Here is a 15213-nt window from a genome sequence, read left to right on the forward strand (position 1 = left end):
ACAAAAAACCCTTCTATTTAGAAGAGTTTTTGTTGAGCTTTATTCAAAACTTTCAATTATATTTTATTTCATCACAAGCGTTGTATTGTCTGCTTCTATGGCTTTTGTGATAAACGTCTTGAACCCTGAGAAGTCTTCTGGTTTGATGTTTTCAGCTTCAGCAGTATATGTTCTTCTGATTTTTAACTGTTTATCATTAATCTTTGTAAAACTTAAATCATATATATTGCCTTTAAAAGTCAGATGAACATTTTCCGGCATTTCAAGTAATTTAATTCCTCCATCAAAGTTTATTATGAGAGTTTCATCATAATAATCAACTCGTTCATAAAAGTTATAATCGAAGTCAAAAACCCGTTCGCTGTCATCAAATATATCCAGTTTAGCAATATAGTCGGTAAAAGGAAGCTTTAATGTTCTGAAAGAGCCTGCTTTTTTGATTTCATTTTCTACGGTATATTCATAACTGAATATAGCTGTGTCTTTTCTTGGCTCAAGCTTTTCGAATTTTAGCCAATTAAGTTTTGTGGGAGACTCAGCACCTTCTGTTATTGATTTCTTAAATTCTTCCTTGCGCTTATCTTCATCCAGATAGTAGTAAATATCACACATGTTACTTGCCTGATTTCCCGTTTTCACTACAGTCTTTTTAAAAGTGACATTATTAGAAACGGTCAGCGAGAAAGTACCGTTTCTGATTATTTTATTGTCATAACCTTTATTCAATTTCAATGAACCTAAAGATATATTGTTACTTACATTCTTAACGGGTATCTCCAAAATAGAAGCGCCTTTATGTGAGAAATAAAGATATCCAAAAGGTAAGTTTGTATCTGTTAGCTCAAGATACTTGCTACCACTTTTCAAATTGACTTTTACAATGCAATGATTGAAATTCAATGATGGCAGAACTACATTTTTCTTCCCATTATCGCGGGTATTAATTAAAACAAGATTCACATCAAGGCCTGCAGCTCTTGCAATAGATGCATATAGGGTTGAAACATCTTTACAATCACCAAGCCTGGTGTGGTAAATAGTAGAGGCTTTCTGCGGAATATAGCTACCCTGTCTGAAATCTATTGAACTGTACTGTATGTTTTTACAAACAAAATCATAAATAATGCGTGCTTTTTCTTCATCAGTATATTTCTTATTGTCGAACAGGCTTTTTACTATTGAATGAATTGTGAAGTCGGGCTGGGCCTGCTTTTCAGACAAATCACTATACCAGCCTGCTATATCTGCCCATGTGTTGCCCAAACTGATTTGGACGGTTGTTCCAACATCACTGAACGGAGGCGTATAGTTTTCATCTTTCAGGTTTTCTGGTGATACTGATTTCCAGTTATAAATATCAAAACCTTCAAGTTTGCTTTTTTGTGGTTTTATATTGGCATTTATTACAGTGTCTTTTATGCTTAAGCCTTCTTGAGCAAACACTGTGTATTCCCTTTTATAGACGGGGCGAAATGAATTGAGTGCAAAAGAATCATAAATAAAAGAAGATGAACTGCTGCCATTAGTCTGCTTGAAGAGGTAGTCAACATATATATAATCTCCTACTTCCAGATTAGTAAATACCCACTCATCTCCATTTCTTTCTGCATCTAACTTGCTTCCGTTCTTCTTGATGGTTTTTACTTCATTAACCTGAATTAAATCGTTTGCATCACCTGATAGCTGAATCTTCTGCCATTCTTCAATCGCTCTTTCCTGATTAATCTTTATAATATAAGAGTTTCTACTGGCTGTGGCTCTCGTTTTGAAAACAATAAATGATTTTTTCTCATTGACTATATCATAAGGTGCTTTGATTTTAGGTGAAAAATTCTTTTCATAATCTTTAATTGCTTCAACTGCATTAATTCCTATCACAACATCAAATGTAGGTTTTTCACCTTTCAGCTCTCTTATTTTTTCGTTGTATTCAAATGAAAACGGAAAAAACTTCAAGGCTTGTTCATAATAGGCAACGGCGTTTTTTTTGTCATTAATCATATTATGAAGCGCAGCCAGATCTTGCAGCGTTTCGTAATCTGACGGTCTCATTTTCAGTATGTCAAGACATACCTTGATAGCTCCTTCATAATCTCTTTTACGCGATAACAGGTTTACTATTTTTCTATCTAAAAGAGGGTCTAAAACCAGTTTTTTCTCTTCTTGCAATTTTTTTATTGCGTCTTCAATTCTTCCCTGGTCTACATAGTCGGCTTTTAATATATCACTTAGTTGGAAATTGAAATTATTCTTCAGGTATTTTTCAATTATTTCATTTGTCTTCTTTGGGTCAGGGGCTACCGACTTCTGAATCTTATATTTTAGCTCTACAATTTCATGATCTTCAGGATATTTAGCGTAAACCTCATCTACTTTCAATACTAAATTATTTACGTCTTCATTTATACCTAATAGAATAATATCAGAAAGCATTATTTTCTTTTCAGCATAAGGGAATTTCTCTTTTATCAGTGCTGCGTATTCTTTTATTTTACTTTTATCTCTCTGGTCTACGGCTTCTTTTAAATCATTAGCCACAATGTCATAGTCTTCAGGATATAGTTCTTTATAACTCTCGTAAGTCTTGTTCTGCTCAGTTGTGTTGTCAGAAGATCGATAGAAATTTATCAATTCTCTTAATATTAAGTAATTGTCGGGATGCGTCTCATAGAGCTTATATAATACTTCTTCGGCAGCATTTATATCCAGTGCTCTTAAATAGGTTTTTGCCAACAAAAGTTCGTAGAGCAAATCTTCGCCTTTAGATTTCTTTTTCAGTTCTTCTACTGCAAAGAAAGGTATAGCTGTAATAGTGCCTTTGTATTTTTGATAAGCCTGATAGTCAGGCTTGGCATTCAGATAAATAGACTGATTATTAAGGTCTGTAAATCTCACATGAAAATAAGCGAAGGATTCTTCGTAATCGCCAACTTGAACAAGAATCCTGTTGAAGCCTTTGTTGAGATGGCATTTTACCTGATAATAGTCAGCTTCTGTATGCCTTCTTTCAGGTTCTGAATGAACCAGTGAATCGTTCAACCATATTTTAAGCGAACCCGCATTTCCGAATTTCATCAATACATCTTGCTCATTAGGCGATTCTATGAACGACTGCCCGTAAATGATTGAATTATCGCTTGAGAAGTAATACTTTTTTATGGCAAAGCCATTTGTAGTACTTATAGGAGGTGTAAACCACGTGACTTCAGTATTGTATTTTGCTTGAAACTTTTGCCCTTCTTTGGGTTTATATACGGCACCAACATCTTTATTAAAGCCGCTGTTCATCAGGTTGTCAAATGGACCCAGAAACGACCATTTGCCTATTGAGTTCATACTCAACTGATATTCGTTTAATTTCTCAACGTTGTTTGAGTATATATAATGATTTGTAAAAGCTGACTTGACAATTTCATCAAACTTAGATTTTAACCTCTTGTCGGTCTCTACTTTTTTCAATAGTGCAAGCTGATAAGGAGTATGTTTACTGGATGAACCAATCACACCTTCTTCACCCCACATAGCAAAAAGTTCAGCAGAAGGGTCGACAGAATTGTCGTAAAAATCCTTAAACAATTCGGATGCTTTATCAGGCCTACCTATAACAGTGTAGATTAAATTCAGCGTTAGTTGAGCTTTTTCTTTGGTCTGCTTGTCTTTCAGTGCTTTCTCAAAAGAATTGATAGCATTCTTAATATCTGCATTGTCGAGATATTTCCAGCCTTCCTGATAATGATTTTGAGCAATAAGGTTGAAAGAAAGCGAAATGAAAAAAGAGAGTGATAAAAGAAAAGTTTTTTTCACGGGTTAGTCACGTTTAGGATACTTGATATCAATACAGCAATTTAAAAAATTAGTGCAGGTCTTTTAATAAAAAACCTGCACTAGTAGATATATTATGCAATTAAGCCATTCTCAATACTGCAAAGCGTCTTTGTAGCAGATAGAATCCACCGAATAACACTCCTGAATAGAACAAGTCTCCGAGAATCTGATTTTGATAAAACTCAAGACCTGCATTATAAGAAGCTAAAATGCCTGTCCAATTATGAGGGTAATTCCCTAAAATAGGGTTTGGCACGGGCGCTTCAGGGTATAAAAAGGCAAAGTTTGTTATCAGATAAAAAATTGTTGAACTCGCTAAAGAAGCACCGGTTACTCTTAAAACAGAAACTTTATTCAGAAAAAATATACCAATTAGGGTTACCAGCAAAAATGAGCCATAAGTTACCGGCATACCCGAGTGGAAACCCCAACCGGTTAGCAATTCATACATGGTGTCGCTCAGAAGCATAGCCGCCATTGGTATGGCAATTGCCACCCAACGATTTGTAAAATAAGCGCCTCCAAACAAAGCTAATGCTGCCATGGGTGTAAAATTAAACGGATGCGGCAGTATTCTTACAATGGCTGCAAGAACAATAATGGCAACAATAGTAGAAAAACGTGTAATATTCATAAATATTAATTGTTCTGTATCAGGATTTTACTGATTATTCAGTATTAAGGATTGCAAAATTACAAAGCAAATGTAACAAACAAAAATTAATAGGTCGTTTACATTACAATCATTAATCAGTAAAGCACCCAGGTATCCTTACTTCCGCCCCCCTGAGAAGAGTTAACAACCAACGAGCCTTTGCGCAAGGCCACCCTGGTAAGTCCGCCCGGTGTAACATGAATACCATTGCCATACAAAATATAAGGTCGTAAGTCTACATGGCGGCCTTCCAGTCCATCTTCAAGCACACAGGGGCTGCGCGATAGTGATATGGTTGGTTGTGCAATATAGTTTCTTGGGTTTTCTTTGATTCTTTTTCTAAAAAGGTCATGTTCTTTTTTAGTTGCTTTCGGCCCAATAAGCATTCCGTAGCCGCCCGCTTCGTTGGCTTCTTTTACTACTAGGTCGGCTATGTTTTCCAATACGTATTTCAATGCTTCTTCTTCGCCGCATATATAAGTATCCACATTAGGTATTATGGCTTCCTCACCCAGATAATATTTGATAATTCTTGGTACGTAGGCATATACTACTTTATCATCAGCTACGCCGGTGCCGGGTGCATTGGCTAGTGCAATGTTTCCTTTTTTATAAACATCAAAAATGCCCGGTATACCAATTAACGAATGCGGATTAAAGGTAAGCGGATCAAGAAAAGTATCATCTATTCTTCTATACACAACGTCTACCGTTTTAAAACCTTTCGTTGTACGCATTTTTACATAATCGCCAGATACCACCAGATCTCTGTAATCTACCAGTTCAACACCCATTTGCTGGGCAAGGTAAGAGTGTTCAAAATAGGCTGAGTTGTAAATACCCGGCGTAAGTACCACCACAGTGGGGTCGGGGCGGCCTGAAATGTAACGGAGTACTTCCAGTAGTTTGGCCGGGTACTCTGAAATAGATCGTACACTTGACTGCGACAGCACATCAGGGAAGGTCTGTTTTGATAACTCACGGTTTTCCAGCATATAAGAAACTCCGGAAGGGCAACGGAGGTTATCTTCCAGCACCCTGAAAACACCGTCGTTTCCACGAATCAGATCAGTTCCGGTTATATGTATCCATATTTTTTTAGGTGGTGTTAGCCCTTTACATTCTTTCAGAAACCCTTTGCTTGATTCAATAATTTCTCGCGGAATGATTTTGTCTTTAATTATTTTCTGTTGATTGTAAATATCCTGCAGAAACAAATTGAGTGCAGTAATTCGCTGGATAAGCCCTTTTTCTAGCCGGTTCCACTCAGAAGAATCAATTACTCTCGGTATAATATCCACCGGAATGATGCGCTCTGTGCCTCCCTCTTCCGAGTAAACGTTAAACGTTATCCCTGCCGATATCATGGCACGTTCGGCGGCATGTTGTTTGGTTTGTAGTTCACCAATGGTTAGTTTTTCAATACGCTCTTTCAAAAAATGATTTCCTACCCGGGCAGTGGCATCAGCAGTAAGCATTTCGTCAAAGAAATTTTCGGTCTGGTAGTTTTTGAAGTCGTAGGTCATAAAGTTTCTTTGGTTTTTAGGATAAACTATTTTACTAAAATATTACAACTGTTTATTAATTCAAAATCTAATATCGGTTTTTGTCAATAATTAATTAGTTTTGTTCTTTAGTTAGGCAAAAACTTATAATTTAACCTATAATCAAGGGAGTATATTCCTTATATAGATGCGGCTGGTCTTTTGTTTTATTCTTCTTTTTGTACAATTTCATGTGTTTTCTCAGCAATGGCTGGGTATCTCATCCAGTAATTATTCGGGTACCCATGGTATCTATGCCAATCCGGCTAACGTGGCCGATACACGCTATAAGGTTTACCTCAATCTGGCTGGAGCCAATGTTGATTTCGCCAATAATTATGTTAAATGGGGAGCGCCATATTCACTTTTCGGCTTTGTTACTAACACGGTTCCTGGCAAGCACAGGGCACCGAACGGACTAATTCGCTACTCCAATACGTATCTGGAAGAGGCCCAGGGTAAAAAAAATGTAACTGCTTTTTTAGGGGCTGATGTAAGGGGGCCTTCATTAATGTTTACGTTCGACAAAGCAAAAATGGCTGTGGGTTTAACAACAAGAGGCAGGCTGATAACGAACCTGAACAATACTAACATAACTGCAGCAAAAATAATTATGTTTGGCACCAAGCAGCCTTCTATTTTTAATTTGTCATTGACTGATAACCATTTTAATGCCAATATTAACAGCTATGTAGAAATGGGGCTTACCGTGGGCAAGGTAATAATTGAAGATGCCGACCATTTTATGAAGTTAGGGCTGACCATGAAGCGGGTAAATGCTTTATTGAATGTGCATTATCTGGTAAATCAAGTGGATTTTAAAATTAATCCTCAGGCTAACCCTAATAAGCAGGACCTTTTTTTGGAAAAAGCTGTGGCTACTTACGGATTAACAAAAACCGGCGCTTCGGCCGCAGCCGGTTTAAATCCGAACTGGCTGTTTGGTAATACTCCTGCCGGGTTTGGATATGGTTTAGATATAGGCTTTGTTTATGAATACAGACCCGATTTTAAGGAATATGATGTAAGATTGAAAGACAGAATGACAACTGACCCTACCCAGAATAAATATAAGTATAAATTTGGTCTGGCATTGCTTGATTTGGGTCAGATGAGATTCAATAATAATGAACTGGTTTTTCAGACCAGCATCAGTAAGACCAACGTTAATATTCCACAAGGAACGTTTAACAAGATTGATTCGCAGGATAAATTGTACAGCCAAATGAATAATGCATTTGGTTTATCAGATGCCGACTACCGGCATGCTTTCAATGTTCCGCTTCCGGCAGTGGTGTCAGCTACTTTTGATTACTCGTTTTCTGATAAACTATATGCCAGCGCTACGCTGATTCAGAACATCAGAAGCAATAATTCATTAAGCATGATACAGCCTTCTTTATTTGCCATAACACCACGCTGGGAAACCAAATGGCTCGAGGTGTCGGCACCGGTTTCATTATATAATGGTTATAAAACACCGGCCATTGGGCTGGCTGGCAGGGCAGGGGCACTTTTTTTAGGTACTGATAATATGGTTGCTTTGCTAAACATAGGTAATCCTAAAAGTGTAAACTTTTATTTTGGTTTATATGCCCCCTTGTTCAGGAAATTGCCTGAGGGCCCCACTAATTGTTATTACGAACCCCGGTTTACGCTTTTTCAGGACATCAAGGATTTTTTTAATAAAAGCAAGAAAAGAAGAAAATGGCGGAGTATCCGGTAAAAAAGCAAAAACCTTTTGCTTGCAAAAGGTTTTTGCTTTAAGATTAAGCCTATATTTTTATGCCATAAGGCGAGCGCAATTTTCTGGTTAGCTTCTTGTTCGCTAAGCGGTCATCGAACCGTTCTGTGATTGGGTTCCATTTTAAAGGGCGGCGAATTTCATACCCGATGTTGGCAATATTGCAGACAGTGCAGGTTCGGTGTCCAATTTCTACATCACATAGGGGTTTCTGGCGGGTTCTCATTGAGTTGAGGAAATCTTTGTAGTGATTGCCCCCGACAGGAGCCGCCAGTTTAATATCATTGGCTTTTAATTGCACATCTTTCAGGTTGTCTGGCACAATCAGAAAAGAGCGGCTAACCTCAATAATACCGTCTTTGCCTCTGAACTGCACGGCATTCCCTTTGCCAAAATCGTGGTGAATCATATTTACCCCATTGGCATATTTAAATACCATACCCTGTTGCGCATTTGGGTCAGTTGGTGGATACAGTTCCACAGGCCCGCTTTCATCCATGCCCAGTGCCCATTGGGCAATATCAAACATGTGGGCTCCCCAGTCGGTTACATCACCCCCGCCAAATCCTTTGTAATAGCGCCATTTAGCCCAGAAATTATCTTCAAGGCGCGGTGCGAGAAAATGATGATAGGGGTGAGGTTGGTTTGGCCCCAGCCACATATCCCAATTCATACCGGCAGGTACAGTCTCCGGCTGAAAATCTACTTCTCTCGGCGGGCCTCCTATGGTAACGCGCACCTCGGTAATCTCGCCTATGTATCCGTTTCTTACCAGTTCACAAGCTCTTCTGAAATTATCGCCAGAGCGCTGCATGCTTCCGGTTTGCAGCACACGGTTGTTTTTACGAACAGCATTAACCAATGCGCGGCCTTCTGCAACTGTAAAAGTAAGTGGTTTTTCAAGATAAATGTCTTTGCCTTTTTCTGCGGCTCTTATGGCAATAGAAGCATGCCAGTGGTCTGGTGTAGCAATTACAACGCCGTCAATATCTTTTCTGTCAAGCAGCTCCAGGTAGTTTTCATACACTTGCGGCGCTGTTTTTACTTCGCCAAAATACTGCTTGCTGTTTTTTGTAAACTGCTCTTTTATGAAGTTTTCCGACTTCGTTTTGTCAACATCACAGGCAGCTAAAAGATTTATTTCTTTGGTTTCAAGAAACCGGGCCTGTAAGCCACGTGCTTGCCGGCCCAGGCCGATAAATCCAACGTTTATTACGTCGCTGGGTGCCATAAAACCCCGGCCTAAAACATTTCTTGGCACTATCGAGAAAGCAGCCAGTGTTCCGGTTGTTTTAAGGAAATCTCTACGGGTTGTCATAAAATTAAGGGTTGAATATTAATTTGGTATCAAATTGAATAGATGTTGGGGTACTATAGAACAGAAGCAACACAAGTGCTAGAGGATACTCATATTTGATAAGAAAAATTTACACCAGATCATCCGGATTATCTAAAGTATAGGCATGGGTATGGTGTGTCATGCCAATGCGGGGGTAATAATTGATGGCTTTGGGCGCCGAAAGCAGAATCAGTTTGGCATCGGGGCTTGCCAGCTTGGTGTGCCGTATCAGTTCACGGCCAATGCCATGTTTCTGATAGGCTTCATCAACAAATAAATCAGACAGGTAAGTGCAAAACGCCCAGTCGGTAACAGAGCGGGCTACACCAACCAGCTTGTTATTGATTCGCGCCGTTATGAGCAGATTAGCGTTTTCAACCATTGCTTTAATTCTTGGCAGGTCGTCAACAGGGCGTCTTTCACCTAAAGTTGAGGCTATAAGTGTATTTCTGAATTCCTGCCAGTCAAGGTCTTTTTCGTGTGCATATTGTACTGTATTTTCCATAGTTTTGGTTTGGTTGTCTACACTACAAATGTATTGAAATGCGCAAAATAAACAAACCCAGGCTGTTTTCAGAGTGGTCATAAAACGGTTTCTTCATCTATAAATGCCGGCAATAAGATTTGTATACCGGCGCGGCTCTTACAATTTTACTTTGAAGCGGTTATTGCGCTCAATTACTTCAGCGAATCTGCAATAAAAAAAGCATTTGCCTCGTTCTCAATTTGTTTGTTTTTCTGCATTAAGTAATAATATTAGCAAAGAAATTTCTACATTTGGAACAAGAAACGGGTATAATGAGAAAAATACTACTATACACTTTATTGTTGGGGCTGGCAGCCTGCACTACCAGCAAGAAAAATACCAGGGAGCCAAGAGAAACCAAGGCGGCAACGGCATATCCGGATGCCACAGTGAAACCTGTGGTGGTGGCTATTAAAAGCCGGTATATAGTGAAGGATTCTTCGTTAGCCAGGGTTTTTTTGGAAATGGAGGTGGAGAATCTTTCAAAAGTTAATGCTTTGCAGCAACTGAAAGAGACTTTCAGGATGAGCTGGCTGTTGCAGTCTGACTACGGGGTAAGAGACCGTCTGGCATATAACCGGGTTGATTTTACTGAGCAGAATGTACTGTTGAGAGATAATAAGGTTGAGGTGTCTTTTGAAATTCAACGGCCGAAGAACATTACCCGTGCCTTGTTACTTACTGAGATTTTTGAGGTGCTTACCAGTAAAAAATCAAATAACGATTTAGTGGTTGATTTCTCTGCCACCCGCCTCAGCGACAGATACGGGCTTTTTGTGAACGATTACACTAGACCAATTTTCAGAAACTATATCAACAAAAAAGATACCTTTCAAATAAGAAGTTTAGATAATCATATAAATGAGCTGTTTCTGATTAGATATACCAATGAGTTTGACCCCGCTCAGTCGCCAATGGCAACGTCGCTGAGGCCTCCTTTCAGGTCGTTGAAAATTGAAGAGATTCTGAAGGTTAAATCGGGTACGCCGCTCCATCTTGAAAACGAAGGTCTTTATTTTGCAGTCGAAGACACCATGAATACCAGAAATGGCTTTGGATTTCTGATTGTAGATAACAGATACCCGCGGTATACCATGCCTGAGAAACTGGTAAAGCCGCTGATTTACATGAGTACGAGCCAGGAGACCAGAAGCGTAAGCGAGAATGCAGATTCCAAACAGGCAATGGATAGGTATTTTTTGGGAATAACTGGTGGAAACCAGGCATTGGCTAAGAAAATAATAAGAACCTACTACAGAAGAATTGAAGAGGCAAACCAGTTGTTTACCTCATTTAAAGAAGGCTGGAAAACCGACAAGGGCATGGTTTATATTGTACTGGGCCCGCCTAACAAAGTTCAACGCAGCCGCGACCGTGAAGTGTGGATGTATGCACAAACACAGAATTTTTCAGAAATTATATTTACTTTTAATAAGAAACCAAATCAGTTTACAGATAACTATTATGAGCTTGTCCGGTATCCCGAGTATCAGGCCTATTGGTATCCGTTTGTAGAAGCATGGAGAACAGGAAACGTAGCGGAGTAAGATCCGAGTCCGGTGGTCGTCCGGAGTATAACAAAAAACCAAAGTTTTTTGCCCGACCAAATTTTGAAAAACCATCGAAACCAGATATAGTTTTTGGTGTGCAATCTGTATTGGAGACGCTGAGAAGCACCAAAGAAATTGAAAAGATATTAATTCAAAGAGAGTTTGGCCATGCAGAAGTAGAGAAGCTGGCCAAAGAACGAGACCTACCCGTGCAGCGTGTACCGATTGAAAAACTCAATCGGATTACAATGAAAAACCACCAGGGTGTAATTGCATTTGTTTCGGCGGTTAATTACGCCAGAACATCAAACGTGGTAGCTGATGTTTTTGAAAAAGGTGAAGTGCCTTTGCTACTTATTTTAGACAGAATAACAGACGTACGTAATTTTGGTGCCATAGCCCGCACGGCCGAATGCTCTGGTGTGCATGCCATTATTGTGGCATCAAGAGGGGCGGCGCAAATCAATGCCGACGCCATGAAGACCTCATCAGGCGCTTTGAATTTCCTGCCGGTGTGCCGCGAAAACAGCCTTGCGCAAGTAGTTGAAGAATTGCAGCAGTCTGGCATACAGATAGTGGCCTGTACAGAAAAAGCTAGCGAAGAGTTGTATCATGTAGATTTTACCGTGCCTACGGCCATATTGATGGGCTCAGAAGAAGACGGTATATCTGATAACCTTTTAGAACAAGCCGACCACTCAACTAAAATACCTATGTTGGGCAAGATTGGGTCATTGAATGTGTCAGTTGCTACAGGAGTTATTTTGTACGAGGCCGTAAGGCAAAGACTTTAACTGCAGGCACTTGCCACAGATAGCCTTTCAGGCCATTTCGTCAAGTGTTTCCTGTAAAAATGCTCTGATGGTCAGTAGTCTGGCTTTCAGAGCATTTTTATTTTTATTCAGGTCAGTTTTCTTATTTATTGTTCTTTCGGCGCCTTTCAGGGTTAATGTACCCTTGCTTTTTACATCAATTATTTCACGGAGTTTGTCAAGGTCTTTTTGGGTTAGTTTACGGTCGCGGCCAATACGCTCAAATTTCAGATTAAACTGTTTTTCATAGAACCGAATCTTAGAGGCCGCCACCCCCAGTATCTCTGCTGCCTCGTTGGTTGTATAGAATAGTTTCATTAACGTACCAGAATATCTTTTTTCTCTAAATCGGTCACTAATTTACTCAAATCTTCCTTTTTAGCATCAATTTTTACAAAATCATTTCCTTCAATAAACACCTGTTTTAATTTACCGAACTTTCTTAGCTGGTTTGGTACTTCTTTAATCTGATTATGGGTAATATCAAATTCAACCAGGTTTGTAAGCTGATACACCTGCTCCGGAAAAACTTTAAACAGGTTATGCCCAATATTCAGCAGTTTTAAATCTGGCAGTGCCGGTAATTCAGTCAGGCGATTATGATGTGCATACAACGTTTCCAATGTTTTTAAGGAGGCAAGGTTTGCAGGCAGCGCCCATAGCTCATTGTTAGACACCGCCAGGGTTTTCAAGCCGGGCATATCGCAAATGGCATCAGGTAGTTTTTTTAAATTGTTATAGTACAAATCCAGCTCTTCCAGCTTTTTCAGTTTTATAATATTCAATGGTACCTCATTCAGGCCTGCATTGTATAAGTTAAGTGCTTTCAGGCTATCCATTTTTCTGAAGTCGCGCTTTCTGAATTTTTCAAACCGGTTATTACCAAGAAACAAAATTTCAAGTTTAAGGTTTCTGGCCAGTGTGCGCGGTATCATGCGCATGCCCGTGTATTGCAGATTAAGGTCTTTCAGATGCGTATTCTTTTTAAATCTGATTTTATGGGCATTTACCGGGTTATTGCTAATGCTCAGAAATTTAAGATGCGGCATAGCAGAAATCTTCTTAGGTATTTTTTCAATATAGTTGTTGGAAATATCCAGCTTTGTCAGATTTTTAAACCTGAAAACCACCTTTGGGAACGAGGTCAGATTTAAATTATTAAGCATTAACGTTTTTACGGTATCCGGTTTGTCGCAGTCTTCTGCCATTTGTATATTCCAGATATAGGTTTTACTTGGTTTTTTCGGCTGCGAGCCGATGCTCAGCATTATATTGACACTAAAATTAGTTTTGCTAGGGTTTGCAGGTAGTTTATAATTCAGGCAGAAATTTTCTGCCAAAGCAACAAATTTTGCTGTGTTTTCTGTGTTTAATGAGTCATTAAAAAACGGGCTATTGCCTTTAACCCTACCCACAATTTCGCCCTGAAAACCATATTTAAAATAATCAATAGTGCCATTAGGTTGCACAAATAACTCAACCGGGATACTCTTTATTTCGCTATACTGATACAGTGGGCTACCCGTCTTGATGGCCATCAGGTTAAAATCATTAATTATTTTTTTTACTGTGGCATCCATTATAATAGCCTTACTTTTATCGGTATTTAGATCGATAATTGTTGAAGAAGGATACTTTTTACGGCCCTCCTGTAGGGTCATTACTTTCTTCTCAAAAACACTGGCGCGATAAACTTTTTGTTGCGCCATAGCGCTAAATGAAACAAGCAAAAGAAGGTATAATAGATTTTTCATGTAGTTTTTGTTTAGTGCACAAATATATAACTAAAAACATAGTTATATATTTTTTTTCTGTTTTTTTCACTGAATCTATCTAAATGCAGGTTGCTTCCATGCCATTTAATGCAAGCGCTTAATTTTAAAATAATTTGAAAAAACATATAGAAATGTATATTTGTATTGTGCTTTAGAAAAATACCTATCAAAAATTTGGTAGTTTTATCAGGAAATCTTTTGGAACTATGGTATTACTGTGCCAAAGCCAGTAATTAAATAAGCGTCAGTGTTCCGGAAAACGTGTTAAAAGAAAGTCATGAAGCTGTTTTATTAAATCAGATGAAACCAACTTTATCGGGCAAGGCTCCCTGCAATAACATTGAAATTTATTTTGAGGCGTTCGGAGAAAAAGAAAATCCTGCCATTGTTTTGATTATGGGTCTTGATTCCCAGAGCATCTTGTTTTCTTTCGATTTCATGAGGCCTCTGGTGGAAGCAGGCTATTATGTTATCAGGTTCGATAACAGAGATATCGGGCTGTCGACCTGGATGAACGATCAATGGCACCCAAAAAGGCCCTACACGCTTGAAGATATGGCCAAAGATACAATTAGCCTGATGGATTTTTTGATTATAGATAAGGCGCATATCATCGGGGTTTCTATGGGGGGTATGATAGCGCAGCGCATAGCTATTTCGTATAAGCCAAGAGTGCTTAGCCTTACCTCAATTATGTCGTCAGGCTTTGCACTTGACCCCGCAGCCGTATCTTTTTTCAAGGGTCGTCTGTTTTATTATCTGGTTCCCTTTTTTGTCAGAAATTTCCGTTTAAATACACGCTATTTCACCAGACGCGTTTCGGTAGCAGGTTATGTGAAAACTTTTACCAAACTGAACGGAAAAGGTTTTCCGGTCAACAGAGAGCATCTGCTTAATGTTTTTACCGAGGCAATCGAAATCAGAAAAGGGCAGAATCCGCGTGCCAGATTCCAGCAGTTTTGTGGTATTGTGGCTTCGGGGTCACGCCTGAACGAACTTCCATCAATCAGGGCTCGAACGCTGGTTATTCATGGCACCGCCGACCCGCTGATTCCGCCAATTCATGCGCGCATTTATGCTCCAAAAATACCCGGAGCAACCATGCTGTGGGTAGAGGGTATGGGTCACCAATTTTCAAAACCGGTAATTGATAAGATAATGCCCGTCATTTTAACGCATCTGAAACCGCTCTGATGGTTTCTATTGCAAGCGTTAATGTGTAGTTGGGCAGCAAAATTTTATTATAAGCGATATACGCTTTGGATTGAATAAAGTAGTAACCTCTGTTTTTATCAGATAACACTTCAAATAGTCTGTAATTTAGTCTAAATTTGCAGCCAGTTTAATACAACAAAACATTAGTAATAAAACTTTGGTCAGAAGTTAATTAAACTGCTTCTGATTCAGCGTGAATGTTTATCTGAAAAGCACTTTTGGGCTAGT

The 15213-nt window shown here is 39.0% G+C and carries 11 protein-coding genes; 4 read left to right on the forward strand and 7 right to left on the reverse strand.

Annotation, left to right across the window (positions count from 1 at the left end):
• Positions 1 to 63: 63 nt before the first annotated feature.
• From MB380_RS08695 to MB380_RS08705, 3 genes are all read right to left on the reverse strand, one after another.
• The gene (locus MB380_RS08695) at positions 64 to 3804 is read right to left on the reverse strand and encodes a transglutaminase domain-containing protein (protein ID WP_253534626.1); all 3741 of its coding nucleotides are present in this window, start codon (positions 3802 to 3804) and stop codon (positions 64 to 66) included.
• A gap of 100 nt (positions 3805 to 3904) precedes the next feature.
• Positions 3905 to 4459 carry a DUF6580 family putative transport protein gene (locus MB380_RS08700; RefSeq protein WP_253534627.1) on the reverse strand — a complete coding sequence of 185 codons (555 nt, stop codon included), beginning with the start codon at positions 4457 to 4459 and terminating at the stop codon, positions 3905 to 3907.
• 116 nt (positions 4460 to 4575) lie between these two features.
• On the reverse strand, positions 4576 to 6006 hold the full coding sequence (locus tag MB380_RS08705; RefSeq protein ID WP_253534629.1) for a circularly permuted type 2 ATP-grasp protein: 1431 nt from the start codon (positions 6004 to 6006) through the stop codon (positions 4576 to 4578).
• A 166-nt stretch (positions 6007 to 6172) separates the two neighbouring features.
• On the opposite strand from MB380_RS08705, the gene MB380_RS08710 reads away from it, so the two are divergent.
• Entirely contained in the window at positions 6173 to 7750 is a 1578-nt protein-coding gene (locus MB380_RS08710; protein WP_253534631.1) for a DUF5723 family protein, read from the forward strand.
• Positions 7751 to 7799: 49 nt separating this feature from the next.
• On the opposite strand, the gene MB380_RS08715 is transcribed toward MB380_RS08710, so the two are convergent.
• The gene (locus tag MB380_RS08715; protein ID WP_253534632.1) at positions 7800 to 9086 is read right to left on the reverse strand and encodes a Gfo/Idh/MocA family protein; all 1287 of its coding nucleotides are present in this window, start codon (positions 9084 to 9086) and stop codon (positions 7800 to 7802) included.
• 109 nt (positions 9087 to 9195) lie between these two features.
• Positions 9196 to 9612, reverse strand: a complete 417-nt coding sequence (locus tag MB380_RS08720; protein ID WP_253534634.1) for a GNAT family N-acetyltransferase — start codon at positions 9610 to 9612, stop codon at positions 9196 to 9198.
• Between the two features lie 293 nt (positions 9613 to 9905).
• Between MB380_RS08720 and MB380_RS08725 the strand changes: the two genes are divergently transcribed.
• Positions 9906 to 11180 (forward strand): GWxTD domain-containing protein, encoded by a 1275-nt coding sequence (locus MB380_RS08725; RefSeq protein ID WP_253534636.1) that lies wholly within the window; start codon positions 9906 to 9908, stop codon positions 11178 to 11180.
• The gene (gene rlmB / locus MB380_RS08730; protein WP_253534638.1) at positions 11153 to 11977 is read left to right on the forward strand and encodes a 23S rRNA (guanosine(2251)-2'-O)-methyltransferase RlmB; all 825 of its coding nucleotides are present in this window, start codon (positions 11153 to 11155) and stop codon (positions 11975 to 11977) included. Before MB380_RS08725 ends, rlmB begins: the two co-directional genes overlap by 28 nt.
• Positions 11978 to 12004: 27 nt before the next feature.
• On the opposite strand, the gene MB380_RS08735 is transcribed toward rlmB, so the two are convergent.
• Both MB380_RS08735 and MB380_RS08740 read right to left on the reverse strand, forming a co-directional pair.
• A complete protein-coding gene (locus tag MB380_RS08735; protein WP_253534640.1) occupies positions 12005 to 12313 on the reverse strand; it encodes a helix-turn-helix domain-containing protein in 309 nt (102 codons plus the stop codon).
• Positions 12313 to 13749: a leucine-rich repeat domain-containing protein gene (locus MB380_RS08740; RefSeq protein WP_253534642.1), complete on the reverse strand. Its 1437-nt coding sequence runs from the start codon at positions 13747 to 13749 to the stop codon at positions 12313 to 12315. The genes MB380_RS08735 and MB380_RS08740 overlap by 1 nt, the downstream gene beginning before the upstream one ends.
• 321 nt (positions 13750 to 14070) lie before the next feature.
• Here MB380_RS08740 and MB380_RS08745 point away from each other — a divergent pair, with 321 nt between their 5' ends.
• Positions 14071 to 14964 carry an alpha/beta fold hydrolase gene (locus tag MB380_RS08745; protein WP_253534643.1) on the forward strand — a complete coding sequence of 298 codons (894 nt, stop codon included), beginning with the start codon at positions 14071 to 14073 and terminating at the stop codon, positions 14962 to 14964.
• Positions 14965 to 15213: the final 249 nt, after the last annotated feature.

The organism is Emticicia sp. 21SJ11W-3, from assembly GCF_024138715.1.
GTDB classification, from domain to species: Bacteria; Bacteroidota; Bacteroidia; order Cytophagales; family Spirosomataceae; genus Emticicia; species Emticicia fluvialis.